Origin of the sequence: Aeromonas sp. S19(2024) (assembly GCF_041402625.1) — a bacterium.
In the GTDB taxonomy this organism is placed as follows: Bacteria; Pseudomonadota; Gammaproteobacteria; order Enterobacterales; family Aeromonadaceae; genus Aeromonas; species Aeromonas caviae.
In genome coordinates this window covers 256,918-282,877 of sequence record NZ_JBGLQU010000002.1, presented here as the reverse complement: position 1 = coordinate 282,877, position 25,960 = coordinate 256,918, and the positions used below count along the sequence as shown (strand labels likewise).

The 25,960-nt window shown below is 59.7% G+C and carries 23 protein-coding genes, 2 tRNA genes, 1 pseudogene and 1 other annotated feature; of the genes and pseudogenes, 9 read left to right on the top strand and 17 right to left on the bottom strand.

The features are described from left to right. Positions 1 to 24: 24 nt before the first annotated feature. From ACB037_RS05665 to ACB037_RS05650, 4 genes are read right to left on the bottom strand one after another with little or no spacing between them, the layout of a single operon-like run. Positions 25 to 480 (bottom strand): DoxX family protein, encoded by a 456-nt coding sequence (locus ACB037_RS05665; protein WP_041213281.1) that lies wholly within the window; start codon positions 478 to 480, stop codon positions 25 to 27. Continuing rightward, positions 477 to 1,229, bottom strand: a complete 753-nt coding sequence (locus ACB037_RS05660) for a DNA-binding domain-containing protein (RefSeq protein WP_043156460.1) — start codon at positions 1,227 to 1,229, stop codon at positions 477 to 479. The genes ACB037_RS05665 and ACB037_RS05660 overlap by 4 nt, the downstream gene beginning before the upstream one ends. Further along, positions 1,222 to 2,064 carry a DUF692 domain-containing protein gene (locus ACB037_RS05655; RefSeq protein WP_043156463.1) on the bottom strand — a complete coding sequence of 281 codons (843 nt, stop codon included), beginning with the start codon at positions 2,062 to 2,064 and terminating at the stop codon, positions 1,222 to 1,224. Before ACB037_RS05655 ends, ACB037_RS05660 begins: the two co-directional genes overlap by 8 nt. Positions 2,065 to 2,123: 59 nt before the next feature. Then, positions 2,124 to 2,387 carry a DUF2282 domain-containing protein gene (locus tag ACB037_RS05650; protein ID WP_010673595.1) on the bottom strand — a complete coding sequence of 88 codons (264 nt, stop codon included), beginning with the start codon at positions 2,385 to 2,387 and terminating at the stop codon, positions 2,124 to 2,126. Positions 2,388 to 2,685: 298 nt separating this feature from the next. On the opposite strand from ACB037_RS05650, the gene ACB037_RS05645 reads away from it, so the two are divergent. Continuing rightward, positions 2,686 to 4,710, top strand: a complete 2,025-nt coding sequence (locus tag ACB037_RS05645) for a BCCT family transporter (RefSeq protein ID WP_371175011.1) — start codon at positions 2,686 to 2,688, stop codon at positions 4,708 to 4,710. Positions 4,711 to 4,870: 160 nt separating this feature from the next. Here ACB037_RS05645 and ACB037_RS05640 read toward each other — a convergent pair whose 3' ends face one another. Beyond that, positions 4,871 to 5,209, bottom strand: coding sequence for a hypothetical protein (locus ACB037_RS05640; protein ID WP_371175114.1), 339 nt, complete (start codon positions 5,207 to 5,209; stop codon positions 4,871 to 4,873). A 533-nt stretch (positions 5,210 to 5,742) separates the two neighbouring features. Here ACB037_RS05640 and ACB037_RS05635 point away from each other — a divergent pair. After that, entirely contained in the window at positions 5,743 to 8,214 is a 2,472-nt protein-coding gene (locus ACB037_RS05635; RefSeq protein ID WP_371175010.1) for a TIR domain-containing protein, read from the top strand. Between the two features lie 94 nt (positions 8,215 to 8,308). On the opposite strand, the pseudogene ACB037_RS05630 reads toward ACB037_RS05635, so the two are convergent. The 6 genes and pseudogenes from ACB037_RS05630 to ACB037_RS05605 form a co-directional block, all read right to left on the bottom strand. Next, positions 8,309 to 8,491: pseudogene (locus ACB037_RS05630) on the bottom strand (ABC transporter ATP-binding protein); the annotation flags it as partial. Then, positions 8,488 to 8,889, bottom strand: coding sequence for a DUF4440 domain-containing protein (locus tag ACB037_RS05625; RefSeq protein WP_371175009.1), 402 nt, complete (start codon positions 8,887 to 8,889; stop codon positions 8,488 to 8,490). The pseudogene ACB037_RS05630 and the gene ACB037_RS05625, both read right to left, overlap by 4 nt. A 125-nt stretch (positions 8,890 to 9,014) precedes the next feature. Further along, positions 9,015 to 10,289, bottom strand: coding sequence for a threonine synthase (gene thrC / locus ACB037_RS05620; protein ID WP_039039359.1), 1,275 nt, complete (start codon positions 10,287 to 10,289; stop codon positions 9,015 to 9,017). Further along, the gene (gene thrB, locus ACB037_RS05615; RefSeq protein ID WP_010673589.1) at positions 10,286 to 11,266 is read right to left on the bottom strand and encodes a homoserine kinase; all 981 of its coding nucleotides are present in this window, start codon (positions 11,264 to 11,266) and stop codon (positions 10,286 to 10,288) included. The genes thrC and thrB overlap by 4 nt, the downstream gene beginning before the upstream one ends. Before the next feature lie 13 nt (positions 11,267 to 11,279). Continuing rightward, the gene (gene thrA, locus ACB037_RS05610) at positions 11,280 to 13,739 is read right to left on the bottom strand and encodes a bifunctional aspartate kinase/homoserine dehydrogenase I (RefSeq protein WP_346199469.1); all 2,460 of its coding nucleotides are present in this window, start codon (positions 13,737 to 13,739) and stop codon (positions 11,280 to 11,282) included. A gap of 57 nt (positions 13,740 to 13,796) precedes the next feature. Next, positions 13,797 to 13,931, bottom strand: a sequence feature (Thr leader region). A 68-nt stretch (positions 13,932 to 13,999) separates the two neighbouring features. Beyond that, on the bottom strand, positions 14,000 to 14,707 hold the full coding sequence (locus tag ACB037_RS05605) for a tRNA/rRNA methyltransferase (RefSeq protein WP_371175008.1): 708 nt from the start codon (positions 14,705 to 14,707) through the stop codon (positions 14,000 to 14,002). Between the two features lie 195 nt (positions 14,708 to 14,902). Here ACB037_RS05605 and aceK point away from each other — a divergent pair, with 195 nt between their 5' ends. After that, positions 14,903 to 16,630 carry a bifunctional isocitrate dehydrogenase kinase/phosphatase gene (aceK, locus tag ACB037_RS05600; protein WP_104454506.1) on the top strand — a complete coding sequence of 576 codons (1,728 nt, stop codon included), beginning with the start codon at positions 14,903 to 14,905 and terminating at the stop codon, positions 16,628 to 16,630. Between the two features lie 102 nt (positions 16,631 to 16,732). Here aceK and ACB037_RS05595 read toward each other — a convergent pair whose 3' ends face one another. Then, complete coding sequence (locus ACB037_RS05595) at positions 16,733 to 17,122, bottom strand: META domain-containing protein (protein ID WP_371175007.1); 390 nt, start codon at positions 17,120 to 17,122, stop codon at positions 16,733 to 16,735. A gap of 166 nt (positions 17,123 to 17,288) precedes the next feature. Here ACB037_RS05595 and ACB037_RS05590 point away from each other — a divergent pair, with 166 nt between their 5' ends. Beyond that, positions 17,289 to 17,765, top strand: a complete 477-nt coding sequence (locus ACB037_RS05590; protein ID WP_039039355.1) for a hypothetical protein — start codon at positions 17,289 to 17,291, stop codon at positions 17,763 to 17,765. A gap of 3 nt (positions 17,766 to 17,768) precedes the next feature. Here the strand turns inward: ACB037_RS05590 and ACB037_RS05585 are convergent, their stop codons facing one another. Both ACB037_RS05585 and ACB037_RS05580 read right to left on the bottom strand, forming a co-directional pair. Further along, on the bottom strand, positions 17,769 to 18,248 hold the full coding sequence (locus ACB037_RS05585) for a putative 4-hydroxy-4-methyl-2-oxoglutarate aldolase (RefSeq protein ID WP_039039382.1): 480 nt from the start codon (positions 18,246 to 18,248) through the stop codon (positions 17,769 to 17,771). 107 nt (positions 18,249 to 18,355) lie between these two features. Then, complete coding sequence (locus ACB037_RS05580; RefSeq protein WP_371175006.1) at positions 18,356 to 18,754, bottom strand: DUF3293 domain-containing protein; 399 nt, start codon at positions 18,752 to 18,754, stop codon at positions 18,356 to 18,358. A 385-nt stretch (positions 18,755 to 19,139) separates the two neighbouring features. Here ACB037_RS05580 and arcA point away from each other — a divergent pair, with 385 nt between their 5' ends. Further along, a complete protein-coding gene (arcA, locus tag ACB037_RS05575; RefSeq protein ID WP_010673581.1) occupies positions 19,140 to 19,859 on the top strand; it encodes a two-component system response regulator ArcA in 720 nt (239 codons plus the stop codon). A 147-nt stretch (positions 19,860 to 20,006) separates the two neighbouring features. On the opposite strand, the gene ACB037_RS05570 is transcribed toward arcA, so the two are convergent. Both ACB037_RS05570 and ACB037_RS05565 read right to left on the bottom strand, forming a co-directional pair. Further along, positions 20,007 to 20,081: transfer RNA gene (locus ACB037_RS05570), tRNA-Gly, on the bottom strand. 94 nt (positions 20,082 to 20,175) lie between these two features. Beyond that, positions 20,176 to 20,249: transfer RNA gene (locus ACB037_RS05565), tRNA-Gly, on the bottom strand. A gap of 201 nt (positions 20,250 to 20,450) precedes the next feature. On the opposite strand from ACB037_RS05565, the gene cydD reads away from it, so the two are divergent. The 4 genes from cydD to ACB037_RS05545 all read left to right on the top strand — a co-directional run bounded on the left by cydD (position 20,451) and on the right by ACB037_RS05545 (position 24,838). Beyond that, a complete protein-coding gene (cydD, locus tag ACB037_RS05560) occupies positions 20,451 to 22,226 on the top strand; it encodes a cysteine/glutathione ABC transporter permease/ATP-binding protein CydD (protein ID WP_104451711.1) in 1,776 nt (591 codons plus the stop codon). Beyond that, on the top strand, positions 22,219 to 23,964 hold the full coding sequence (cydC, locus tag ACB037_RS05555) for a cysteine/glutathione ABC transporter ATP-binding protein/permease CydC (protein WP_371175005.1): 1,746 nt from the start codon (positions 22,219 to 22,221) through the stop codon (positions 23,962 to 23,964). The genes cydD and cydC overlap by 8 nt, the downstream gene beginning before the upstream one ends. Positions 23,965 to 24,071: 107 nt before the next feature. Beyond that, positions 24,072 to 24,443 carry an Rcs stress response system protein RcsF gene (gene rcsF / locus ACB037_RS05550; RefSeq protein WP_010673578.1) on the top strand — a complete coding sequence of 124 codons (372 nt, stop codon included), beginning with the start codon at positions 24,072 to 24,074 and terminating at the stop codon, positions 24,441 to 24,443. An 8-nt stretch (positions 24,444 to 24,451) separates the two neighbouring features. After that, positions 24,452 to 24,838, top strand: coding sequence for a DUF488 family protein (locus ACB037_RS05545; protein ID WP_309563439.1), 387 nt, complete (start codon positions 24,452 to 24,454; stop codon positions 24,836 to 24,838). A 70-nt stretch (positions 24,839 to 24,908) separates the two neighbouring features. Here ACB037_RS05545 and ACB037_RS05540 read toward each other — a convergent pair whose 3' ends face one another. Next, on the bottom strand, positions 24,909 to 25,904 hold the full coding sequence (locus ACB037_RS05540; protein ID WP_371175004.1) for an NAD-dependent epimerase/dehydratase family protein: 996 nt from the start codon (positions 25,902 to 25,904) through the stop codon (positions 24,909 to 24,911). Positions 25,905 to 25,960: the final 56 nt, after the last annotated feature.

The window sequence follows — 25,960 nt, the reverse complement described above, 5'->3', positions numbered from 1 at the left end:
AGGCAGGGCTCGTGTGCGGCCACCTTACGCCGGAGGCGAGCGACGGGCAAGGCGCCAGCTGTCGAGCCCCAGGGGGCCCGCCCCCCACACGGCCAGGGTCAGCAGCATCCAGCCCCACAACTGGTGATCGTGAAAGCCTCCCGCCCAGAGGGCTGGGTAGGAGATGACCGCCATGGCGTTGAAGCCAAACAGCAGCAAGGCGACCGGACGGGTGAAGAGGCCCGCCAGCAGGAAGAGGGGCAGCAACAGCTCGGTCGCCGTGCCCGCATAGGCCGCCCACTGCCAGGGCAGCAGGGGCACCTGATATTCGAACTCGAACAGATAGAGGGTGCTGTCCCAGGCCGTTAACTTGAGCCAGCCGGATCGCAGAAAAATGGTGGCGACCCAGAGCCTGGCAAGCAGCAACAGGCCACCGCTGCACCAGGGCAAGATGCGTTCAACAAGGGGGCCAAGGGGCCTGGCAAGGGTTTGCGTTGTCATGGGGCAAGCTCCAGATCGACCAGCAGGTCGAGGGTGATGAGGGGGGCCAGGTGTTCGGCCATGGCGGGATCATGAGCCAGCAGGCTGGCCAGCGGCCTGCCCTGCAGGCAGCCTTGCAGCAGACGCCAGGCGGCGGCATCCAGGGGAATGGGGTCGACCCGGTATCCGGGGCGTTTCTTGAGTGCCAGGGAGCAGACAGCATCCAGTTCCCTGACCGTCTCACCGCCGTGCAGGGCCATCTGCCAGAGCGCCAGCACCGGATGGGGGCTCTCCAGGAGCTGCAGATCGCAGGCAGGATGCAGCACCAGCCGCTCCCAGTGCTCAGGGGTCATGGCGGCAAGCCGCTCGGCGGGCCAGCGCCGCGTCTCTGGCGCAAGCAGCGAGACCCGCTCCAGCCCCCACTCGAAGCGGGCCAGATCCCCGAGCCAGGGCAACGCGGCCGTGGTGGGCAAGCGTACCAACCAGTCGCCAAAGCCCTCCCCGTAGTCCATGACGCTCCCCTCCTCCAGAGGAGCCGCCAGCACGAACCCTCGTGCCGCCGCCTCAAAGAAGGTCTCGCCAACCATGGCGCGTACCGCGGGGTAGCTGCTGGCGAGCACCTCGGTGAGGCCGAGGATGAAGTTGTTGCGATAGATCTGCAACAGGGCGTCGGGGGCAAAGCGTCCCGGCTGGATGTGCCCGAGGATGGCATCATCCTGGCCGAGCAGACCGCTCGCAAAAGCGCGTTGCAGGGAAGCAAGCTCAGACATGGGCGGCCTCCCTGGATGTTTGCTGCGCCGCGCTCAGGATCTCGCTGGCACGCTGCGCCTCTCCCAGCAGCACCGGCAACGGGGGGATCGCCAGATCCCATTCAATCAGGGTGGGGATGGCGCGCTGCTGGCAAACCTGCTCGTAGAGCGCCCAGACGGGCTCGGCCACCGGGGTGCTGTGGGTGTCGATATAGAGGGGCCCCTGAGACAGGTGCTTCTCGGTAAAACCGGCCAGGTGAATTTCGCCGACCGTGTCGAGGTCGATAGTCGCCAGATAGTCGTCCACCTCCAGGCCGTGATTGACCGCGCTCACATGGAGGTTGTTGAGATCGAGCAGGACGCCGCAGCCACTGCGCCCAGCCAGCTCGGCCAGAAACTCGGCCTCCCCCATCTCCCCCGCCAGTTGCAGGTAGGAGGAGGGATTCTCGACAAGCAGTTGTCTGCCCAGTGTCTGCTGCACCCGATCTATCTTGTCGCTCATGTGCAAAAGAGCGGCCCGGGTGTAGGGCATGGGCAGCAGATCGTTGAAATAGCGCCCGCCGATGCTGCCCCAGCTCAGGTGCTCCGACACCCGCACCGGCGAGATGGCCGCCACCAGGGCTGCCAGCTGGCGCAGGTGCCCGGCATCGAGAGGATCGGCGGAGCCCAGCGACATGCCGACTCCGTGCAGGCTCACGGGGTAGTGCCTCGCAAGCTCCGCCAGCACCTCGAAGCCCTGGCTGTGGCGCTCGAAGTAGTTTTCGCTGTGTACCTCAAGCCAGCCCACTCCGGGCAGGGTGTGGCGGATCTCGTCGTAGTGCGGGGGGCGTAAACCGATACCGATCAAGGGGTTCATGGCTGGGCTCTCAATAGATAGGGCCATGATGTGGCGGGCGCCACACCATGGCATGCGGCTTACTTGGGTTGCAGGGACCCGCCAGCGAGCTTCTCGCACAGCCCCTTGGGCACCACCACGAAGGCATCCCCCTGGGCATCCATCTTGGCGGTGCCGGCGCAGGATCCGCCCTTGGTGGCGCAATCGTTCTTGCCCGCCTTGACCACGCCGTAGCACTTCTCCTTGTCATCCGCAGCCATGGCCGGCGCGGCGATGAACTGGGCACCCAGGGCCAGCAGACCCGTCATGGCAGAGGCGATGGCAGTACTTTTTTTCACGTTCATGTCTCTATTCCTTGTTGTCGAGAGTGATGTCTCCGGCGCATCTCATCCGGCTACGTTCAATAGAACCGGACGAGGGGGGAAAAGATTTCCCAAAAAACGGCACTAACTCGCTATTAACAAACAAGAAAGCAGTAACCATCTGATTTAAAGACATAAAATACGATTAAAAAAACAGGGCGACGAGTGCCTCCCCCATGGTGTTCATGGCCGTTGACCCCGTCACTCGCCGTCCACCCCTTGTCTGCTTTGCACCCGAGGGGCCTATAGTGTCTTGAGTCCTTCCACCCAAAGGTGTCCCATGAACGCTCCCCGTCCCCCCAGATGCACCCTGTCGCTGCCCATCTTCATCCCGGGTCTGCTCTTTATCCTGGCGCTGCTGGCCATCTGCTCCCTGGCCCCGGAGGCCGCCGCCCGCTTCTTTGGCAGCGGCCAGAGCTGGATAGCCCAGCACTTCAGCTGGTTCTATGTGCTGGTGGTCGGCATGTTCCTGATCCTGCTGCTGGTGATCGCCTTCAGCCACTTTGGCAACATTCGCCTCGGGCCGGACGATGCCCGCCCGGAGTTCAGCTTCACCTCCTGGCTCGCCATGCTGTTCGCCGCCGGCATGGGGATAGGGCTCATGTATTTCGGGGTGGGCGAGCCCATGAGTCACTTCGTCTCCCCGCCCCAGGCGACGCCCCTGACCCAGGTGGCCGCCCGCGAGGCCATGGTCACCACCTTCTTCCACTGGGGCTTTCACGCCTGGGCCATCTACGCCATCGTCGGCCTGGTGCTGGCCTACTTCGGCTTTCGCTACAACCTGCCCCTGACCATCCGCTCCGGCCTCTATCCCATCGTCAAGGAGAAGATCCACGGGCCGCTCGGCCACGCGGTGGACGTCTTCGCCCTGGTGGGCACCATCTTCGGCATCGCCACCACCCTGGGCTATGGCGTGATGCAACTCTCGGCGGGGATCACCCGCCTCACCGGCATGGACACCTCGGGGGAGCTGTTTCGCTTCGGCCTCATCGGGGTCGTTATCACCCTCGCCGGCATCTCGGCGGTCACCGGTCTCGACAAGGGGGTGAAGCGCCTCTCCGAGCTCAACCTCTTTCTCGCCATCGTGCTCCTGCTGTTCGTGCTGGTGGCCGGCCCCACCCAGTACCTGCTGGGAGCCCTCTCGGAGAACATTGGCAACTATGTCTCCTCTATAAGCCAGCTCACCTTCCGCACCTTCACCTACAGCGAGACCCGCCAGGCGGGCTGGTTCGGCAACTGGACCCTGCTCTACTGGGCCTGGTGGATCTCCTGGTCCCCCTTCGTCGGCCTCTTCATCGCCCGCATCTCCCGCGGACGCACCCTGCGCGAATTCATCCTCGGCGTCCTGTTCGTGCCCACCGCCTTCAACCTGCTCTGGATGACGGTGTTCGGCAACGCCGCCATCTGGGCCAGCCAGCATGAGGGGGGCACAAGCCTCATCGACTCGGTCGGCAACATCGACACCCTGCTATTCAACTTCTTTGACCTCTTGCCGGGAGCGGACATCACCTCGGCACTCGCGGTGATCCTCATCAGCGTCTTCTTCGTCACCTCCGCCGACTCGGGAGCCTTCGTCATCGACAACATCGCTACCCAGGGCAAGGAGGGCTCACCGATCTGGCAGCGCCTGTTCTGGGCTCTGCTGCTCGGGGTCACCGCGGGTACCCTGATGAGCACAGGGGGGCTGGCGGCACTCCAGTCCATGACCCTCATCGCCGCCCTGCCGTTTGCCTTCATCATGGTGCTGCTCTGCCTCGGACTCTGCCGCGGCCTTGTCGCAGACAAGGAGCACTCGGCCAGGCGCCTCTCCCCCGCCACTGACTTCTGGAACGGCAAGCAGTGGCGCACCCGGATGGATCACCTGCTGCGCCCCTCCACCGAGCAGGAGGCCCGCGCCTTTGTGGACAAGGTCGCCCTGCCCGCCCTGACGGCCCTGAGTCAGGAGTTCGCTGCCCGGGGCATCACCAGCCGGGTCGAAGAGGATGGGCCGGATCAGTGCCATCTGCTGGTGCCCCAGCAGGGTCGCCGGGACTTCTGCTACGGGGTGCGCATCGAGGCCCGCCCCGCCCCCGCCTTCAACCCCCTGGAGGCAGCCCACAACCACGATCCCGAGGCCCGCATCTTCGAGCCCATCACCTATTTTGCCGATGGCCGTGCCGGTTACGACATCCAGTACCTGACCCGGGACGAGCTGAGTGCCGACGTCTTGCGCCAGTACGAGCGCTATCTGGTGCTGAGCCAGGACGAGGGGCAGGATCTGCTGAGCAGCGCCCCCGAACATACCCAGCCAACCCAGGGAGAGTGATGACCAGGCAGGGATCAAGTCAGCTCCCCGCCCAGAGCTTATCGCAGGGCACACTGGCGGCGAGGGCTGTCCCCACCACCCATCACAACAGAGAAAGGGGCCCCAGGGCCCCTTTCTCGTCACTGCCTCAACCTGCGTTGATTTCAGAGCCTCAACCGGCTCAGGCGGTTTTCACGCACTTCTGGATAAAGCTGTTCTTGGCCGCCCCGGCGAGCTTCTTGTCCGTCGCCGCCTTCTCGCACTGGGTCGCCTTGTCGGCGGCTGCGTCCGTCTTCAGGCACTTTTGCACGAAGCTGTTCTTGGCCGCGCCAGCCAGCTTCTTGTCGGCGGCTGCTTTCTCGCACTGGCTTGCCTTGGCACTGGCAGAGGCATCTTTGACGCACTTGCCCACAAAGCTGGTCTTGGCGGCGCCCGCCAGCTTCTTCACCGCCGCCTGGGCCTCGCACTCTTGCTGCGCGCCAGAGGTCGCGCTCCGGGCTACCCCCATTCCCATGCCCATGACCGTCACACACAGACTCAACACCATCAGGATCCGCTTCATATGACCAACTCCCATCGTTCTATCCATTGTGGTTGGCCCCCACTCACGCGGGCCAAACGAGGCACCCTCGCCTCGCTGCACTATAGTCCCCCCGCCCCGTGACAACAAAATGCCCCTTCCATGCCGACAACCCCCTCCTGCCCCCGCTCCGGTCACCCAGCGCCTTCGCTTCAATTGTTGAGCTGGCGCAAAAAACGCAGATCTTCCTGATAGTTGCGTCACTTTCTGACTGGTTTGCGTATGAGGCTTGAGGATATGCTGGTCATTCGGCGCCTACAGCACCATCCGGGCCCCGCCCGCTGGTTGTTGAAGGAGCGCATTGGAAGCTGTAATCCAGGGGCGGTAGCGTGGATTTACTGTTCTTAGCAATTATTACATTCCCATAGCTATGATATTAAAAACACTTAGCATGTAACAATTGTTGGTGGCAGTAATTATCAAGACTTTTACAAAAAATATTAGCAAAATAATTTAATTAAATAAGGTTTTTTATGCGCGTATTTATATCCCACTCAAGTATAGATAAAGAATCACATGTCAGGCCAATCGTAAACTGGCTTGGAAAAGACAATGTAATTTATGATGAGTTTTCTTTTGAAGAGGGAGAAAAAAACCTTGACGAAATAATAAACGGACTAAATGAATCAGATATTTTTCTATTATTGATTTCTGAAAACTCACTAAATTCAAAATGGGTTAGAAAAGAAATAACAGAGGCATCACAATTAGAACAAATAGGTATCATCAATAAAATCCTCCCAATAATAATAGATAAAGACATCACTTACGATGATCCAAGAATCCCTAAATGGATGAGTGAAAGCTATAATTTACAGTACGTTGGAAGTAGTAAGATAATTGCTAGAAGAGTAACAAATAAAATCAATGATCTAATATGGAATAGATACCCTAAAATTAAAGCCTTACACGATATATATGTAGGTAGAAACGAAGAAATTAATGATTTCGAAAAGAGGATTTTTGATTTCAAGCGCATAAAACCTATTGCTATTTTTTGTTCTGGTATAAATGGTGTCGGTCGAAGAAGTTTTCTCCATAAAGCATCTCTTAAAACTAAAATAATTAACTCTCCTCATCGACCACCATCTATAACTCTTAATAGAGATGATTCTATTGAAGACTTTATTATAAAACTGAATGAACTTGGTTTCATAGACCTCGAAGACCAAATTCATTCACTTTCCATCAAGGATATTGAATCAAAAATCAACCTAGTATGTGACATTGTAAAATCGGCATCTGATGCTCGCGAACGTATATGGATTGTCGATGAAGGGTGTTTGGTCAACTATAAAAGAGAAGTCAGCTCATGGTTTCAGCTAATTTTATCTAAATTGGAGAGTTTAAACACTACTTTCTTTATCGCCTCCTTATATGCCGTCCACCCGAGGAACAGACCAAGAAATGACCTTATTCATTTTATTGACTTGTATGAACTTAGCGAAGATGAACGACAATGGTTATTTGTTCAGCTATTAGAAACGACAGGTGATTCCTTATCACATGATAAAATACTAGCTGTCCTAAGCTTAGTATCTGGTATACCAGAACATGTAAGGTACGCACACAGAATAATATCTGAAACATCACGATATAAGTTTGATGACAAACTTTATCTTATTAATGACTACACTAGAGAGAAAGCATCATTAATATTGAAAGAATATCATGACAACACCGAGGCTCTTGATTTAATAAGATTGATTGCGCAATTCGACATGATATCGACATCATTCTTATCTCAAGTCGTAGACATTAGAAAATTTAATGATCTGATCGATGACTTTAGTGCGAGAAACATAATTGAGTTCATGGGGCTAGATAATGAAATAATAAAGATGAATGACCTTATTAGAACTTACATGGTAAGGAATAGATTGCACATAAGAGATGAATATGCCAATGCAATAGCATCTTATGTAGAGAGAATTGTTAATGAAGATGATCTACTACATCTTGACTCGACAAAATATACTTATGCCATAAAGGAAATATTAAAGTCAGGAGGTAAGATAGACACAAAATACATAATTCCATCCCATTATTTGAAATGCATGAAGGATATTTACCACAATCATGGCGACATGGCTCAAGTGATAAAGCTAGCATATACTGCACTTCAGAAAAAAGATTTTATGCTACCAGAGATAGTACAAGACATTAGATATTACCTATGTCTTGCTCTAGCAAGAAGTAAAGATAAAAAAATGCTTTCAGAAGTTCAAGAGATTCATGGGGATGAGCATGATTTTCTCTTAGGGTTCTATTACAGAAGAGTAGGAAAATATAGTGATGCACTGCGAGTCCTTTTAAAAATACAGGACGCACCATATGTAGGCGCTAGAGCAAAAAGAGAGTTGGTACAAGTTTACCTCTATTTGGAAGAGTATGATGACGCACTTATGCTTGCGGAAAGAAATTATCAAGACAACATTTTCAATCAATTTCATATCCAAGCATATTTCAACTGCTTAATATATTCAAAGCATGCTCACAGTAAGAAAGAAACCCTTTCAAAACTGATTGATGAATTCTCAGAAATTGATTCAGAGCAAGCGAGAGAAATGGGTATAATCAGTCAATCTTTATTTCTTGCAAAAATTGAAAGCAAGTTCTCTGACGCATTAAGATTAATAAAAACCTGCAAGATGAAATTTCCAAAGAGTCACTATCCACTTTTAACTTGGTGCGATATTGGTCTAATGTGTAATAATATAGAAGAGATGAACATTGCAGTTGCGGAACTGGAAAAGCTGGGTAAAAACAATGTATCATCTCGCACATTGAATAAGTATAAAGCGTATACACTAGCACTTGATGGATATGTAGATAAAGCAATAAAAATAATTAGTGCAGATATAAACTCATTCCCTGATAAATCAAGAGAAAGATGGATACAGAAGCTACACGAAATATCTAGACCAAATGCTTCAGTCAAATGAATTTAGGTTATTATTAATAATTTACCCTCATAGACTACAAACAGATGGTGCTATAATGCACCATCTTTTTTATTTCCCCTAACCTGTTTTTCTCCTAATTATTAACCTCCCCTTTCAACCAAAACTCCCTTTCAATTCCCACCCCGGCCACAAAGTCAAGATCGTGGGAAACCAGCAGCAAGGTGCCCAGGTAGTCGGCCAGCACCTGAATAAGCAGTTGGCGCGAAGCGTGATCCAGACGGTTGTCCGGCTTATCCAGCAGCAGTCTGTCACTTATAAGATTACATCCAACAATGTCGTCCCATAGGAGTTATCTATGGTGCAACGCCACTGCCCGCCGGGCTCTTTGCGAAACACATAGGTGGCGCGGCGAGTCTCGTCCACCAGGCCACCTTGCTCGTCCGGGTAGCGCAGCCGGGTCTCCATGATCACCAGGGCGTTGTCGGCCCCCTCGATCACTTCCATGGCGCCCTGGGTCACCTCAAGCTGACCGTCAAAGTAATCGGAGATGGCACTGAAGGCGCGGCGGATGGCGGGAATGCCGCGCACCACCATGCCGGGTTTGACCACCAGGGCGGCGTCTTCGGCGTAGAAGGCCATCAGGGCGTCGAAGTCGCCCCGGGAGATGGCGGCGTCACAGGTCTCGATCAGGGTGCGCAGGGGATGCGGGCTCATGCCGTGCTCCTTGTTTCAGGGGGATCTGGGCGGGCTACCCGCCCTATACCGGACATCAATACCGGACATAAAAAAATCCCCCGCTTTCGTGAAAAAGCGGGGGATCGTCAGCGTCTCATGACGGCTTAACCGAGCAGGAAGGCCTTGAGGCGGCCAAAGTCTGCGGGCAGATCGTGAGACAGGAGCGGCAGCGCGGCGTGCTTGGCGAGCGGGCCCGGCAGCGGCACATCCAGATTCAGGATCTCGTCTACCGACTCCTTGAACTTGGCCGGATGGGCGGTGCAGAGGAACACACCGACCTCGTCTTGCCCAAGCTGCTCGTTCAGCAGATCCCAGGCAATCGCCCCGTGGGGCTCGCACAGGTAATCCAGCTGATGCAGGCGCTGCAACGCATCCCGGGTCTGGGCATCATCACGCATCCCTGAGCCCAAGGTTTCCAGCGCCCAGCCCTTGCGACGGCACAGCTCTTCCACCCGCGGCCAGTTGTTGGGGCGGCTTACGTCCATGGCGTTCGACAGGGTCGCGACCGTCTGGTGCGGCTCCCACTGGCCGGTTTTCAGGTAGCGCGGCACGGTGTCGTTGGCGTTGGTGGCGGCGATAAAGCGCTTCACCGGCAGCCCCAGCGCCTTGGCGATGAGCCCCGCGGTGAGGTTGCCAAAGTTGCCGGACGGCACGCTGATGACCGCCTTGGCCCGTTGGGCTTTCGGCAACTGGGCCACGGCTTCGAAGTAGTAGCAGACCTGGGCCAGCAGGCGGCTGATGTTGATGGAGTTGGCGGAGTTGAGGCCGATGGCGGTCTTGAGCCCTTCATCGTCGAAGGCATCCTTGACCAGCGCCTGACAGGCATCGAAGTCACCGTCGATGGCGAGGGTGCGGATATTGCCGCCTAAGGTGCAGAAGAGCGCCTCCTGCAAGGGGCTTATCTTGCCCTTAGGGTAGAGGATCACCACTTCAATCCCCTCCAGGCCGTAGAAGGCGTGGGCCACGGCGGCGCCGGTGTCGCCGGAGGTGGCGGTGAGAATGGTGATCTTGTCATTGGTTCTGAACGCAGCCAGACACTGGGCCATAAAGCGGCCGCCGAAATCCTTGAACGCCAGGGTCGGGCCGTGGAACAGCTCGAGGGCATAGGTGCCATCTTTGAGCTTCACCAGGGGCGCCGGGAAGGTGAAAGCGGCGTCGATAAGCTCGCTCACCTTGGCAGCCGGTACTTCATCACCCAGCAGGTGGCTCAGGATGCGGGCCGAGCGCTCGGCCAGCGGCAGATCCAGCAGGGCATCCACGTCGGCCAGCGGCTCCAGGGTCTCTGGGAAGAACAGCCCCTGCTCGCGGCCCAGACCCTGACGCACCGCCTGGGCGAAGCTCACCTGTTCACTCTTGTCCTTGATGTTGTAAAGATTCATAGCTCGCTTCCTGTTACCCGTGCCCCGGCCATGTCCAGTTTGCAGACCCGGGCAAATCCATCTTCATTGCGCACGAAGTGCGCTTCCATCCACTCTTTCATGCGTTCGGCCTGGGCCAGATCCTTCATCACCACGAACACGGTGGGACCGGACCCCGAGATGCCGGTGGCCAGCGCCCCGTTCTGGGCCCCCTGGGCCCGCACCTCGTTGAAGCCTTCAATCAGGGCCGCGCGATAAGGCTCGGCGATCACGTCTTTCAGGACGCTGGCGGCCAGCCCTTCCTGGCGGCTGTAGCTGGCATGCACAAAGGCAGCCAGCCGGCGGCCATAGGTGAGGCAGTCCTGGCGGCGATACTGGGCCGGCAGGATGGCACGGGCGGCGGCGGTGGAGACCACGGTGCCCGGGTAGCAGACCACCCAGTACCACTCGTCAAACACCGGGATGCCCTGGCTGATGACGCCCCCCTCCTCCAGCACCAGTTGCATGCCGCCCAGATAACAGGGCGCCACATTGTCGTAATGGACGGAACCGGAGATCTTCCCTTCCATCTCCCCCATCAGCAGCAGCAGGTCGTGTTCATTCAGGGGCGCGCCGTGGAAGGCGTTGAGGCCTTCGAGTGCCGCCACCACGCTGCAGGCGCTCGATCCCAGACCCGAGCCCACCGGCAGGTTCTTCTCCAGCACCATTTCCAGTGGCTTGAGACCCAGGCCGCGCTTCTCAAGCGCCTCGCCATAGGCGACCCAGCAGTCGTGGAGGATGTTCTTTTTCGGGTCGTCCGGCAACTTGTGGGCGTAACGGCCCACGGAAGAGAGAGCGAAAGGCACCTCTGCCGATTTGACCTGGACGCGGTCACCCAGCAGGGAGCCATCCACGGGGGCGAGCGCCGCCCCCAGGACGTCAAAGCCCACACTCAGGTTGGCGCTGGAGGCCGGGGCGTAGGCCACCACGCTGCCGCCGATTTCCACATTCGGGTTCATCTCTGAACTCATGTTACAGCTCCTGCTTCCAGTTCTGGGTGCGCAGCACATCGGCGAAGACACCGGCGGCGGTCACTTCGGTCCCTGCGCCATAGCCGCGCAGTACCAGGGGGATGGGCTGGTAATAGGTGGAGAAGAAGGCGAGCGCGTTCTCCCCGTCTTTGACCTTGAACAGGGGCTCGTCGCCACCCACCGCCTTGATGGCCACCTTGCACTTGCCACCCTCGATGGAGCCGACGTAACGCAGCACCTTGCCTTCACGCTGGGCCGCCGCGAACTGGTCGCGGAACCAGCCGTCGGCCTCGGGCAGGCGGGCCATGAAGGCTTCCACGTCGCCGCTCACGTCAAAGCCCGGCGGCAGTGCCTGCTCCACCTCCACATCGGAGAGCTCCAGCGCCATGCCGGCCTCGCGGGCCAGGATCAGGAGCTTGCGAGCCACGTCCATGCCGTTGAGATCGTCGCGGGGATCCGGCTCGGTGAAGCCGTTGCCGCGGGCGATCTGGGTCGCCTCAGAGAAGGCCATCCCCTCGTCCAGCTTGCCGAAGATGAAGGAGAGCGACCCGGACAGGATGCCGTCGAAGGCGCGCAGCTTGTCACCGGCCTTGATGAGGTTTTGCAGGTTCTCGATGACCGGCAGGCCCGCGCCCACGTTGGTCTCGTACAGGAACTTGCGGCGGGTCTGGCGGGCGGTGCGACGCAGCGCCTTGTAGTAATCCAGCGACCCGGTGTTGGCCTTCTTGTTCGGGGTGACCACGTGGAAACCGGCCCCGAGGAAATCGGCGTACTGGACGGCCACGGCTTCGCTCGAGGTGCAGTCGACGATCACCGGGTTGATGAGGTGGCTCTCTTCCACCAGCTTCTTCACCGCCTCCAGGCTGAAACTGCCCTGGGCTTCCACCAGCTGTTCACGCCAGTTGGCGAGGACCAGGCCATCCTTGTTGACCGCCATCTGACGACTGTTGGCGATGCCGACCACCCGCAGGCCGGTGCCCTGCTCGGCCAGTACCGGCTGCTGGCGGGCAATCTGATCCACCAGGGCCGCACCGACGCCGCCCACCCCGACCACGAAGAGATCGATGAACTGCTGACTGCCAAAGAAGTTCTGGTGGCACGCCTTGATGGCTTCCGCCACCTTGCCGGAGCGCACGACCGCGGAGATGGAGCGCTCGCTCGACCCTTGCGCGATGGCGACGATGTTGATGGAGGCCTGGGCCAGGGAGGTGAAGAAGCGCGCCGCCATCCCCTTGGAGGTGCGCATGCCGTCACCGATGAGGGAGATGATGGCCAGATCGGTCATGATCTCGAGCGGGTCCAGCAACTGGTTCTTGAATTCCAGCTCGAACTCGCGCTCCAGCACCTTGCGGGTCTTGTCGCTGTCGTAGCTGTGGATACAGAAGCTGACGCTGTACTCGGAGGATGACTGGGTGATCAGCACGATGCTGACCCCGGCGCGGGAGACGGCGGAGAAGATCCGGCCCGCCATGCCCACCATGCCCTTCATGCCGGGGCCGGAGACGTTGAACATGCACATGCCGGAGAGATCCGAGATGGCCTTCACCTTGAGATCGTCATCCCCCTGCTCGACGCCGATAAGCGTCCCCGGCCCCTGCGGATTGAAGCTGTTCTTGATGAGGCAGGGAATGTGGAACTGGGCCACGGGGGCGATGGTCTTCGGGTGCAGCACCTTGGCACCGAAGTAGGAGAGCTCCATCGCCTCTTTATAGGAGAGGGTTTTGAGCAGGTAGGCATCCGGTACCAGGCGCGGGTCGCAGTTGTAGCAGCCCTCCACGTCGGTCCAGATCTCGCAGCACTCGGCATCGACGCAGGCGGCCAAGACGGCGGCGGAATAGTCGGAGCCGTTGCGGCCCAGCAGCACGGTCTCGCCCTTGTCGCTGCCACCGGTGAAGCCCGGCATCAGGTAGAGACAATCAGAGCGCAGGCCCTTGGCGGCGAAGCGCACCCGGGAGGCTTCGATGTCCACATGGGCTTCGAGGTAGCCGCCATCGGTGACCAGCAACTGCTCGGGCACGATGAGATCCAGCTCGAGGCCGCGCACCCGCAAGAGCTCGTGCATGAAGGCGATGGAGAGGTTCTCGCCACGGCTCAGGATGCGTGCCTGGACGTTGTCCGGGCACAGCCCCAGCAGACGAATGCCCTGCATCAGCCGCTCGACCTGATCCAGTTCGCTGGTCAAACGAGCCTGCAGCGCCTTGTCATCCAGCGCAGGATAGGCGGCTTTGAGCCCCGCCAGCAGGCGGGAGAAGATGCCGTTGATCTCGAACAGGGTACTGCTTGCATCCATGCCGCGACTGGTCTGTTCCACCAGGGCGACCAGGTGATTGGTCACCTTGGCCGGTGCCGACAGCACCAGGGCCACCTGGGATTGGCCATGGGTATTCACCGCGATATCGGCAACCCGCAAGAAACGCTCTGCGTCGGCCAGTGACGACCCGCCAAATTTCAACACTCTCATCGCTATCTCCCTGTATTCCCTGCAAATTGATCTGCTAATTGGTCTAAAAACAATCCAACAAAAAAGGCCCGTACTGGGTGGGTACGGGCCTTTTTCTGATTTCTGTGCTTGTTCGTCAGCGCATCAACCGGCCCCAGTGCCACCTGTGGTGGTACCGGTAATAATGGTGGTGGTGATGACGTTGGTGAATAGCTGCATGACGAACACTCTTGAACGAATCTGGTTGTTAGCAATACCGCGCCCGGCGAGGGGCTGTCAACCTAAACCTCCTTGCCAAACTTGCGGGCAAGGTCTTTGCAGAGCAGATGGAGCATATTGAGATCCCGCTGCGGCAGCATGGGCACTCGGTCCATCACCCATTGATGCAGTTTTTCATCCTGAGAAACTCCGAGTTCACCAAGCAATTCTGCTGTTTTTGATTTCAGCACGCGAACCTGCCCGGCACTCTCGAAATTTTCTGCTACGTCCTGCTCGTCGCTCACTTTCTGGTCATCGAGCAGCGGACTCAGCTCATAGGCATACAGCATGATCGCCTGACCCAGGTTCAGGGACGGGTATGAGACCTTGAGAGGCAGGTAGCTGATGAGATCCACCAGGGCGAGCTGTTCGTTGGAGAGTCCGGACTCCTCGCAGCCAAACACGATGGCCACCTTCCCGAGGGAGGGCTTGGCCCTGATCTGGTCGCGAATGTCCGCCGGGGTGAGGTAGTGCTGGTAGCGGCCGCGCTGCCGGGCGGTGGTGGCGACCACCAGATCCATGTCCGCCAAGGCCTCTTCCAGGGTGTCGAAGGCTTGCGCATCCGTCAGGATCTCCTGCGCCCCGTGGGCAACCCAGCTCGCCTCCTCCTCTTCGTGCACCCGGCTCCCCACCAGTCGCATGGCGTCGAAGCCCATGGTCTTCATGGCGCGGGCAGCAGCCCCCACGTTGGCGGCACGGGCGGGCGACACCAGCACAAAATAGAGTTTCATCGGGTTCTCTCCAGGATGGGGCCGACGCCGCGAACTGCGGCGAACCGTCGGCAAAACAGGGGCGCAATCTACCGTTTATCCCGAAATATTGCCACTTGAACAGATGTTTGGATGTTGCCATAGTGGCCTTGGACGCGAGTCCGCCGCCTCAGGGCACTGACGCCATGGGCCCGACAGATCACAAGGAAGAGAGAGATGCAGCAGCCATTGGAGCAGGCGGTCGCCGAGACGATCCTGCAACGTTTTGAGTCGTTTTACAGCCGCTTTCTCGAGATAACCCAGGGCAGCAAGAGCCGTTTCGAGAACAGCGACTGGCTGGGGGTGCAGCTCGCCGGTCGAGAGCGCATCCGCCTCTATGATCACCATGTCGGCGCCACCACGGCGCAGATCAAACAGATGATGGGGGAGCAGCTGCCGACCCAGGCCCTGCTCAAGCAGGTGAAAGGCGCCTTCAGCGATCTCCTGCCCCGCTGCGAGAACTTCGAGGTGGCGGAGTCCTTCTTCAATTCCGTCTATCGCCGCATCTTCCGCCATCGCAACATCCGCGACGAGAACCTTTATATCCACCCCTTCGTGAGCCGGGGCGACAAGCCTGATCTGGGATCCCTGCTGCGTATCTATCGCACCGATCTCTCCCACCTGCCCCAGACCCTGAGCCAGCTGCTCGGAGATTACAGCTTCACCCTCCCTTTCGAAGACAAGCAGCGGGACATCATGGACATCCACCGCCATCTGGCAGAGAGCGGCCCGGCCATCCTGCACGAGGAGCCCTTCGCCATCGAGCTGCTCAGGGAGGTGTTCTATCGCAACAAGGGAGCCTACCTGGTGGGGCTCATCCGGGTGAAGGGAGAAGTCTATCCCTTCATCCTGCCCCTGCTCAGCACCGGTCAGAGCATCTATGTGGACACCGTCATCTTCGAGCCGGAGCTGGCCTCCATCGTGTTCGGCTTCGCCCGCGCCTACTTCATGGTTTATGCCCCGGTACCGGCGCTCTTTGTGGCCTTCCTTCGCCAGATCATGCCCCGCAAACCGGACTATGAAATATACAACGCCATCGGCTGCCAGAAACACGGCAAGACCGAGCTCTATCGTCACTACCAGCAGCACCTGGCCCAGAGCCGGGAGCAGTTCGTCATCGCGCCCGGCATCAAGGGGATGGTGATGAGCGTGTTCACCCTCCCCTCCTACGATGTGGTGTTCAAGGTGATAAAAGACGAGTTCACCCCGCCCAAGGAGGTGAGCCACGAGCAGGTGAAGGAGAAATACCGGCTGGTAAAACAGCACGATAGAGTGGGCCGCATGGCAGATACCCAGGAGTTCACCAACTTCGAGTTTCCCCTCGATCGCATCTCGCCGGAGCTGTTGGCCGAGCTCAAGGCGGTGGCGCCCTCTGCGCTTACCCTCACCGCCGACAAGCTGGTGATCAAACACCTCTACACCGAGCGCAAGATGATCCCGCTCAACCTCTATCTGGATCAGGCGGACGAACAGCAGACCCGCCTCGCCCTGGAGGAGTACGGCAACGCCATCCGCCAGCTAGCGGCGGCCAACATCTTCCCCGGCGACATGCTGTTCAAGAACTTCGGGGTGACTCGCCACGGCCGGGTGGTCTTCTATGACTACGACGAGATCTGCTACATGACGGAGTGCAACTTCCGCCAGATCCCGCCGCCGCGCTACCCGGAGGACGAGTGGAGCGCCGAACCCTGGTATTCGGTGGCACCCAACGACATCTTCCCGGAGGAGTTCGCCACCTTCCTGCTGCAAAAACCCCAGGTGCGGGAGATCATGATGCAGTTGCACAAGGAGCTCTTCGACGCCAACTACTGGAAGATGCTGCAGAGCAACATCAAGGAGGGGATGTTCGAGGATGTCTATCCCTACCGGCGCAAGAAGCGGTTTCGCTTCCAGCGAGGGGGATGACCCGACATCAGGCACAAAAAGGGACGCCATTGCGTCCCTTTTAACATTCTTCTGCACGCTGGCGCAGGGTTCGCCTGCGACAGCCTTTGACGAGATTCCGGCTTATTTCACGGCGTCAAAGGTCAGCAAGGTGGCCTTGTCGGCATCCTTGAGTACTAGCTGTTTGCCGCTGATCTGGAAGCTCGCCACCTTCTCCAGGGTCTGCAGGTAGTTCATCTCCTTGCCGGCCAGATCCCCCGCACACATCATGCGCGTCGAACCCATGGCGCCCAGCGTCAACACGCCGTCACCCTGCTCTGTGATGCCGCCAAAGTAGCGGTTGCAGCCGCCCTTGCCCGCCACCTTGTCACCGGCGACCTGCAGGGTGAAGGTATCACCGCTCGCCCCTTGCAGTTGCCAGGTCGATGCCTGCAATTGTGCCAGCGTGGAACCCGTAGTAATGGTGCAGCCTCCCAGTGCCAGAGCGGCCAGCAGGATCAGTTTGTTGTTCATCAGTTCACCTCGTGATGGAGCGTGTCGTAACGACACGGAGTGAGGGGCCTGTGTACCATGACTGCAGCGTCAATCAAAACTCTTTTATTGTGATCTGGGTTCCCTTTACTCCCCGCTGGCATGTGCCATGCTTGTAGTCCTGTTCGGACCCAGGGAGGGGAAACGAATGGTCAAGTCTCTCGTCATCGCCATGGCATCCAGCCTCGTCTTTTCGGCTCAGGCCGCCGACTGGAGTTTTCTCCAGACCGAATCGGACAACCCGCTCTACGTCAAAAGCTATTCCGGCGTACTGCTCGGCAACCAGAGCCATCTTGGCGACAACTTCGACCTCTGGCTCATTAATACCGGCTATCAATACCCGCTTCAGGATGACATCAGCCTCTACATGGAGGCCGGCCCCGCCATCGGCCCCCAAAGTGGGCAGGCCGGGTTCAATATCAGCTCTGGGGTGCGCTATCGCCTCTCCCCGTCACTCAACATCGGCAGCCAGCTCAAGCAACTGGAGGTGAGCAAGGCCAGCACCCTGGTTGAGCTCAACAGCAGCCTGCTGGTGACCCCCTCCCTGGCCATCACCGCCAATTACGGACTCAGTGCCTTCAGCACGGAACACTTTCTCACTCTGGGAGTGGGCTTCAACTTCTGAGGTTCAGAGGAGCCTGGCGCCGCTCACCAGCACACCGTTGAGGTCGGCGTAGACATAGTCGCCGGGCGCTATGGTCACACCGGCAAAAGAGACCACGGTGTCCAGCGTGCCCAGGCCCCGTTTTTCGGTCTTGACCGGGCAGGGGGCCAGGGCCTTGACCCCCAGCGCCAGGGTCGCCAGCGTCCCTACATCCCGCACGGCACCATTGATGAGGATCCCCTCCCACCCCTGCTCCACCGCCTTGATGGCCAGCTGATCCCCGAGCAGCGCCCGACGCAGGGAGCCGCCCCCGTCGATCACCATCACCTTGCCATGGCCGGGACGATTGACCAGCTCACGCACCAGGCTGTTGTCTTCAAAGCAGGAGAGGGTCACGGCCTCGCCGTAAAACAGCGCCTTGCCGCCATAGTCGTGAAACAGGGGGTCAGCGATCCTAAGGGCATCGCCATGTTCATCGCAAAGGTCGGGCAGCAGGTCCAGCATGATCATCATCCTTCCATGGAGTGAAATATGTCCGCTCATTCTTTCATCATGTCGGGGCGCTGACAATCCACCGGCCGGGTGCCCTGTCCGGATGGCGGGGGGCCATGTCAGCCCGAAGGCCTGAACCGCCAGCGGGACGCAAGCGCCCCCAGATGACAGGGCGTCCCTTCCAGCAACACGGGCACCAGCCAGAGCTCTCCTTCACGCACCCAATAGAGGGCATTCTGGCCAAATCGGGCGGCCAGCCGGGTCGCCTCTGGCTGCGAAAGCGGCAACAGCAGAGACGCCTCCTGCCAGCGCTCATCCTCATCGCTCCCCCAGACCTCTCCCATGACGAGACACTCGCCCACTTGCCGGACAAGGGCTCGCTGGCGACGGGTATTGCGACGCAGCCCCACCCACCGGCTGGCCGGGTTCCAGGCCGTGACAATGGCATAGGCTGGGCAGCTGGGAGGCGCAAAGGGGGCGATGAAGCACACTTTTCTGTAGTTTTCCCACAAAGTCATGTCAACCACATGTTACATCCCATTACATTTATTAAGGGCGAAAAAGCGGGTCAGCCCAAGTATGATGCAGCGAACTCGGGGATTGACTTATATCAAAGCTGAGTTAAAAAGTTGCTATCTGACGGCAAAGAGTGTTGTTATGCGCCTGTTAACTGATAAAATGCAGCAACTTTTGTAATGGACTACCTCTCCGGGCTTCTCTTGTTCAGACTTGTTGAGAGCCCATGTACGGCACAGGGATGCTTGCCGACATAGTTACCAAATTCGCGATGATTCGACCTGATATTCATACCCAGGATGACGTAATAAATTTTCAGGACCGGTCGGATAACGCCAAAGAGTGTTAAAATTTCGATAATTAACTGATAAGAATCTGGGAATACTCATGCAAACACCACATATTCTGATCGTCGAAGACGAGCTGGTCACCCGCAACACCCTCAAGAGCATCTTCGAAGCCGAAGGCTACATCGTGCTCGAAGCCAACAACGGTGACGAGATGCACCAGGCCCTGACCAGCCACACCATCAACCTGGTGATCATGGACATCAACCTGCCGGGCAAGAACGGCCTGCTGCTGGCGCGCGAGTTGCGTGAAGATGACAACATCGCCCTGATGTTCCTGACCGGTCGCGACAACGAAGTGGACAAGATCCTGGGGCTGGAGATCGGCGCAGATGACTACATCACCAAGCCGTTCAATCCCCGTGAACTGACCATCCGTGCCCGCAACCTGCTGAGCCGCACCATGAACGTGGCCGCCGGTGGCGAAGAGAAGAAGCTGGTGGAACGTTATCTGTTCAATGGCTGGGCCCTGGACATCAACAGCCGCGCCCTGGTCAGCCCGGCTGGCGACATGTTCAAGCTGCCCCGCTCCGAGTTCCGCGCCATGCTGCATTTCTGCGAGAACCCGGGCCAGATCCAGACCCGTGCCGAGCTGCTCAAGAAGATGACGGGCCGCGAACTCAAGCCCCACGACCGCACCGTGGACGTGACCATCCGCCGTATTCGCAAGCACTTCGAGAGCGTGGGCGACACCCCGGAGATCATCGCCACCATCCATGGCGAAGGCTATCGCTTCTGCGGCGAGCTGGAGCAGGAGTAATCCTCCCCACTCCCGAGTTGAAAAGGCGCCCTGTGGCGCCTTTTCCATGTCTGCGCCTTTCAGCTTGGCCGCTCTGGCACTCTCGCCGGCATCAAAAAACAGACAACAAAAAGCCCACTCGCAGGAGTGGGCTTTTTGTGTGAAGACTGGAGCGGGCAGCGGGAATCGAACCCGCATCATCAGCTTGGAAGGCTGAGGTAATAGCCATTATACGATGCCCGCTAGGCATCAAAACTTGCTCGGTGTGATGGGGAATCCCCACGACAGACAGCCATCTGGCTGATATGGACAACGGCGCGTGCCGCTATCTGGAATGTGGAGCGGGTGATGGGAATCGAACCCACGTATGCAGCTTGGGAAGCTACCGTTCTACCATTGAACTACACCCGCGTCAGTGGCCTCTACTATATGCATTTTGCCGCCGAGCGCAATCACCGACCTCGCATTTTTTGCCATAAATCAAGCTGTTCGGCCAACTAATGAGCATGAAGCCGATTTTTCACACAATGATGTTCCTCCGCCCGGTTCTGCAAGGTTGCCAAGCCGTGGGGGCGACGATAGTCTTGCGCCACTCGTTTGAGGAGGGTGGTAATGGACAAGAACAGACAGAAACATCTCTATGGCTGGTTGCGCAAACAATCGGGCCATGGTCGGCGCTGGATCGGCATCTCCATCGCCTTCGGGCTGGGTCAGGGCGTCCTGATGGTGATGCAGGCCTGGTTGCTGGCGAGCCTGCTTCACGGTTTCATCATCGAAGGCTCCACGCCGGAGCACTCCGCCCCCCTCTTCATCAGTCTGTTGCTGGTGACCCTGACCAAGGCGGCCCTGGCCTATGGCCGCGAGGTGGCGAGTTTCAAGGCGGGCAGTGCGGTGCGCCAGGCCATCCGCGAGCTGGTGCTCACCCGCCTCGCCAGGCTCGGCCCCGCCTATATCCAGCGTCGTCCCGCCGGTAGCTGGGCCAGCCTGCTGCTCGAGCAGATCGAAGAGATGCAGGACTTCTTCTCCCGCTATCTGCCCCAGATGGCCATCGCCGTCTTTATTCCCCTGGTGATCCTGGTCTCCGTGTTCCCGGTCAACTGGGCGGCGGGCCTCATTCTGCTCGGCACGGCCCCCCTCATTCCTCTCTTCATGATCCTGGTGGGGGTGGGTGCCGCCGATGCCAACCGCCGCAACTTCCAGTCGCTGGCGCGCCTCTCAGGCCACTTCCTCGATCGCCTGAAGGGACTGCGCACCCTGCAGCTTTTCATGCGTACCCGGGCGGAAGGGGAGGCCATCCGCGATGCATCGGAAGATTTTCGCGAGCGCACCATGGAGGTACTGCGCCTCGCCTTCCTGAGCACGGCCGTGCTGGAGTTCTTCGCAGCCATCGCGGTGGCCCTGGTGGCCGTCTACTTCGGTTTCTCCTACATCGATCACCTCAACTTTGGCAGCTATGGCGTCAAGGTCACCCTCTTTACCGGCCTGTTCGTGCTCTTCCTCGCCCCCGAGTTCTACGCGCCGCTGCGGGAACTCGGTGCCCACTATCACGCCAAGGCACAGGCCATTGGCGCCGCCGAACAACTGCTGGAATTTCTCGAGGCCGACGTGAGCGAACCCGCCTCCGGGACGCTCCCCTTCCATGCGGATGGCCCCGTCAAGGTAGAAGCCCGCAGCCTGGAAGTGCTGAGCGCTGAGGGCAAGGTGCTGGTCGGTCCCCTCGATTTCACGCTGGAAGCCGGCACGCGCACCGCCCTGGTCGGCATCAGCGGCGCGGGCAAGAGCTCCCTGGTCAATGCCCTGCTCGGTTTTGCCCCCTATCGCGGTTCCCTGTGCGTCAACGGAGTGGAACTTCGTACCCTGGACATCAGCCAGTGGCGCCAGCAGCTAGGCTGGCTCTCCCAGAATCCCCAACTCTTCCACAGCTCCCTGCGGGACAACCTGCTTCTGGCCAGACCATCCGCCAGCGACGCCGAGCTGGAATCCGCGCTCAAGCGCGCCCAGGCCTGGGAGTTCGTCAACGAGAAAGGGCTGGACTATCGGGTCGGGGATCAGGCGGGCGGTCTCTCCGTCGGCCAGGCCCAGCGCATCGCCCTTGCCCGTACCCTGCTCAAGACGACCCAGATGATGGTGCTGGATGAACCCACTGCCAGCCTGGATCGCCATTCTGAGCGAGCCGTCATGAGCGCCCTCGAACAGGCCGCACAAGGTCAGACCCTGCTGATGATCACCCACCGCCTCGATCAGCTCAGCCAGATGGACAACATCCTGGTGCTGGCGCACGGCAAGCTGGTGGAGCAGGGACGTTTTGCCGCACTCGGCGAGGCCCAGGGCCCCTTCGCCCGCCTCCTGTCGCAATCCCAAGGTTTCGGAGACTCTCTCGATGACTGATCTATTGCCGTTCCTGCGCCTTTATCGCCAGCACTGGCTCAGCCTCTCCATCGGCCTGCTGCTGGCCCTGGTCACCCTGGTGGCCGGCATGGGCCTGCTCTCCCTCTCCGGCTGGTTCCTCTCCGCCGCCGCCGTCGCCGGGCTGACGGTCGCCACCCGAGACACCTTCAACTACATGACCCCTGCGGGGGGCGTGCGTTTCTTCTCCATCGTGCGCACCGCCAGTCGCTGGGGCGAGCGGGTCGTGAGCCACGACGCCACCTTCCGGGTGCTGACCCGGCTGCGGGTCTGGTTCTGGCAAAAGCTCTCCCCTCTCTCCCCCGGCTCCCTTGCCGGTTTTCGCCAGGCTGACCTGCTCAACCGTCTGGTGGCCGACATCGACGCCATGGATCACGTCTATCTGCGCCTCATCACCCCCATTGGGGCGGCGCTGCTGAGCTGCGCCGGGCTGGTCTTCTTCCTCTCCTTCTTCGATGGTCGCCTAGCGCTGACGCTGGGAGCCATTCTGCTCTTTGGCATGCTGGCCTTGCCCCTGGTCTTCTATTTTGCCGGGCGCGCGCCGGGCCGCCAGCTCATCGCCGAGAAGTCCAACCTGCGTACCCGCATGGTGGACTATCTGGACGGCCAAGCCGAACTGCAGATGTTCGCCGCCGCTCCCGAGGCGCTCACCGGATTGCAGCAGGCGGAGCAGGCCCTGATCCGGGCCCAGGCCCGCATGGCCCGTGTCAGCGGCCTGGCCGCCTTCTCGGTGCAGTTGCTGAGCGGCTGGACTCTGACCCTGATGCTCTGGCTGGCCGGTCACGGCGTCGGTGGCAGTGCCCCTGACCCCATCACGGCACTCATGGTGTTCGCTACCCTGGCGAGCTTCGAGGCGCTGCTGCCGCTGGCCGGTGCCTTCCAGCACCTCTCCACCAGCCTCACCTCCGCCCGCCGTCTCAACGAGATCCTGCAAGAGGCCAAGGCACCGGAGTGGGGCGCACAGCAAGCCCCCGCTGCCCGGGGTGCCGTGCACATAAGCGACCTGCATTTCACCTATCCAGGCCAGGATGCTCCCGTGCTGCAAGGGTGCACCCTGCAACTGCATGCCGGGGAGAAGCTGGCGCTGCTGGGGCAGACCGGCTGTGGCAAGTCCACCCTGATGGGGTTGCTGACCCGGGAGTGGACGGCCCTATCGGGGGAGATCCTGCTCGATGGCAAGCCCCTCACCGATTACAGCGAAGAGGCGCTGCGCGCCTCCTGCTCCGTGGTGAGCCAGCGGGTCCACCTGTTTGCCGATACCCTGCGTGGCAACCTCACCCTGGCCGCCCCCGGAGCCAGCGACGAACGGCTCATCGAGGTACTCACCCAGGTGGGGCTCGGAACTCTGCTCCACGATGAGGGTGAGCAGGCCGAACAGGGACTGGATGCCTGGCTCGGGGATGGCGGGCGTCCGCTCTCCGGCGGAGAGCGCCGCCGCATCGGCATCGCCCGCGCCCTGCTCCACGATGCACCGCTCTGGCTGCTGGACGAGCCCACCGAAGGGCTCGATACCCAGACCGAACGGGAGATCATGGATCTGCTGCTGACCCTGGGGGCGGATCGCACCCTGCTGCTCATCTCCCACCGCCTGCTGGGGCTGGAACGGATGGACAGGGTAGCCCTGATGGAAGAGGGTCGCATCCGTCTGTGTGCCCCCCACCAGGAGCTGCTGGAAGATGATCACTACCGCAGCCTGCACCGGCGACTGGCCCCCGCCTGATCCGGGGTCGTCTCGCTACAATCCATTGATATGGCTAAAAATGGGGCTGGTCGCCATCGGCGACTGCCCCCTATAATGGCCCACTCGCCACCCAACAAGATGCCGATATGAAACGCCTGATCCTGATGATGCCCCTGATTGCCTCCGGTTGCGCCGACTTCGCCTTCAACAGCAATCTGGACAAGGAAAACTTCGACGAGTACTTCAAGCCGGGGAGCGTGCGGATCTACGAGCAGAGCGAGCTCGCCGACCTCAACTACCTCTATCTCGGCACCGTCGAGGGGGAATCCTGCCAGAGCGATGCCAATCAGGCGGTGCCCAATGCCGGTGAAGCCCGCACCCTGGCCCGCCGCCGCGTGGCGGACATGGGGGGCAACGGCGTCAGCTTCGACAAGTGCGCTGAGTTCAGCGACGTGCCCGGCTGCCTGAAGCAGGTGATCTGCTACGGTCAGGCGCTGAAAGTGGCCGAAGAGAAGTAAGTCCTGCCATGGCGATCGCCATCGTGCGACTAGGCAGCCCCCGCCTCGAGGATGAGGGGCTTCGCATCGGCACCGTGCGTCGCCCCCCTCGCGGCGTGCCCAAAGCGGCGTTCGCCAGCCAGGATTGGTACGACGTCTGGTTCCCCAATCTGGCCCCCAGCGCCGAGACCATGAAACTCGGTCAGACTGCCGACACCCCGGCCCGGTGGACCGCCTTCTGCAAGCAGTACAAGGCCGAGATGGCCGTCCCGGCCGCGAGGCACGATCTGGCTCTGCTGGCCGCCCTCTCCCACACCACCCATTTCTCGGTGGGGTGCTACTGCGAACAGGAGTCCCGCTGCCATCGCAGTGTGCTGAGGGCCCTGCTGGCCGAGGCGGGGGCATTGCTGCGCTGAGCCCCGTCATGGATGAACACTCCACATGAGAAGAGGGCACCCTGGGGTGCCCTCTTCTTTATGATGTCAGCTAGTACGCATTCGATGACAGGGGAAGCGCCCCCCGTCGTCGCAGGGCCTGTTCCTCATCAGGGGTCATGCCTGGCAGCGGCCCCCGGGGGTTGCTGGCAAGCCATACCACCAGATCGTCAACCGTCTCCTCCAGGGGGCGAAAGTTCAGCCCATGGACGATGGCGGCCTCGGCGCTGATGGTGCCATACCCTGCATACTCGGGCAGCTCGTTTGGCAGCAGCGTGGGATAGCTTTGCCAGGGCGCCACCCCTGCCGCCATCAGGTCACGCCAGGGAGCCCACTCGAGCTGCAAGGGGGTCACTGGCGTCAGCCGGGCAGCGAGGCGCTCCACCCAGTCGTTCAGTGCGATGCCGGGCTTGATCAGGTTGAAGCACCCAGCGAGTCGCTGCTCGGCAGCCCGCAGCACGAACTCGGCGCAGTCGCGCACATCCAGGTATTGCAGCCTGTCCTCCCCCAGCCCCGGCAAGAGCCAGGGCCCGCCCCGCTGCACCCGCCTCACCCACCAGGCAAGACGAGCTGTCGGGTCAAAGGGGCCGCAGAGCACGCCGGGGCGCAGGGTGCACAGGCGATCTCCCCAGCGGGCGCGATACACCGACTCGCACAGCACCTTGAGGGGGCCGTAGTCGGTGGGCGCTCCTGCCATCTCGTGCAGGGGGGCCGACTCATCCATGCCGGGTTGGGAAAAATCGCGATAGACACTGATGGTAGAGATGAAGATGAGCCGATCGCAGCGCCCCAGCAGGGCGTCAGAGAGTCCTTCAGCCTGTTCGGGGCGATAGCAGCAGGTGTCGATGACCAGATCCCAGTGCCGCCCCTCGCCCCGCAAGGGGGCCAGGTCCCCGTCTCTGTCCCCGTGAAGCTGGGTCAGCTCCCGCCAATCCGGGTGCTGGCGGTGGCCGCGATTGAACAGCGTCACCTCGTGCCCCCAATCCAGGGCCAGCGTGGTCAGGTGGCGACCCAGAAAGCCAGTGCCGCCGATAATCAACAATTTCATCCCTGTCTCTCCTCTATGGCGCCCTCTCCTTGTAGCCCCTCCACGGGCAGCCGAAA

Bases quoted from the DNA above. Each gene is read 5' to 3' on its own strand.
- aceK (WP_104454506.1), top strand. From the start codon at position 14,903: ATGCAGCAGCCATTGGAGCAGGCGGTCGCCGAGACGATCCTGCAACGT.
- ACB037_RS05595 (WP_371175007.1), bottom strand. From the start codon at position 17,122: ATGAACAACAAACTGATCCTGCTGGCCGCTCTGGCACTGGGAGGCTGC.
- thrB (WP_010673589.1), bottom strand. From the start codon at position 11,266: ATGAACCCGAATGTGGAAATCGGCGGCAGCGTGGTGGCCTACGCCCCG.
- ACB037_RS05660 (WP_043156460.1), bottom strand. From the start codon at position 1,229: ATGTCTGAGCTTGCTTCCCTGCAACGCGCTTTTGCGAGCGGTCTGCTC.
- ACB037_RS05605 (WP_371175008.1), bottom strand. From the start codon at position 14,707: ATGAAACTCTATTTTGTGCTGGTGTCGCCCGCCCGTGCCGCCAACGTG.
- ACB037_RS05645 (WP_371175011.1), top strand. From the start codon at position 2,686: ATGAACGCTCCCCGTCCCCCCAGATGCACCCTGTCGCTGCCCATCTTC.
- ACB037_RS05590 (WP_039039355.1), top strand. From the start codon at position 17,289: ATGGTCAAGTCTCTCGTCATCGCCATGGCATCCAGCCTCGTCTTTTCG.
- ACB037_RS05625 (WP_371175009.1), bottom strand. From the start codon at position 8,889: ATGAGCCCGCATCCCCTGCGCACCCTGATCGAGACCTGTGACGCCGCC.
- cydC (WP_371175005.1), top strand. From the start codon at position 22,219: ATGACTGATCTATTGCCGTTCCTGCGCCTTTATCGCCAGCACTGGCTC.
- cydD (WP_104451711.1), top strand. From the start codon at position 20,451: ATGGACAAGAACAGACAGAAACATCTCTATGGCTGGTTGCGCAAACAA.
- rcsF (WP_010673578.1), top strand. From the start codon at position 24,072: ATGAAACGCCTGATCCTGATGATGCCCCTGATTGCCTCCGGTTGCGCC.
- ACB037_RS05650 (WP_010673595.1), bottom strand. From the start codon at position 2,387: ATGAACGTGAAAAAAAGTACTGCCATCGCCTCTGCCATGACGGGTCTG.
- thrA (WP_346199469.1), bottom strand. From the start codon at position 13,739: ATGAGAGTGTTGAAATTTGGCGGGTCGTCACTGGCCGACGCAGAGCGT.
- arcA (WP_010673581.1), top strand. From the start codon at position 19,140: ATGCAAACACCACATATTCTGATCGTCGAAGACGAGCTGGTCACCCGC.
- ACB037_RS05655 (WP_043156463.1), bottom strand. From the start codon at position 2,064: ATGAACCCCTTGATCGGTATCGGTTTACGCCCCCCGCACTACGACGAG.
- ACB037_RS05585 (WP_039039382.1), bottom strand. From the start codon at position 18,248: ATGCTGGACCTGCTGCCCGACCTTTGCGATGAACATGGCGATGCCCTT.
- ACB037_RS05640 (WP_371175114.1), bottom strand. From the start codon at position 5,209: ATGGGCATGGGAATGGGGGTAGCCCGGAGCGCGACCTCTGGCGCGCAG.
- ACB037_RS05545 (WP_309563439.1), top strand. From the start codon at position 24,452: ATGGCGATCGCCATCGTGCGACTAGGCAGCCCCCGCCTCGAGGATGAG.
- ACB037_RS05580 (WP_371175006.1), bottom strand. From the start codon at position 18,754: ATGACTTTGTGGGAAAACTACAGAAAAGTGTGCTTCATCGCCCCCTTT.
- thrC (WP_039039359.1), bottom strand. From the start codon at position 10,289: ATGAATCTTTACAACATCAAGGACAAGAGTGAACAGGTGAGCTTCGCC.
- ACB037_RS05635 (WP_371175010.1), top strand. From the start codon at position 5,743: ATGCGCGTATTTATATCCCACTCAAGTATAGATAAAGAATCACATGTC.
- ACB037_RS05665 (WP_041213281.1), bottom strand. From the start codon at position 480: ATGACAACGCAAACCCTTGCCAGGCCCCTTGGCCCCCTTGTTGAACGC.
- ACB037_RS05540 (WP_371175004.1), bottom strand. From the start codon at position 25,904: ATGAAATTGTTGATTATCGGCGGCACTGGCTTTCTGGGTCGCCACCTG.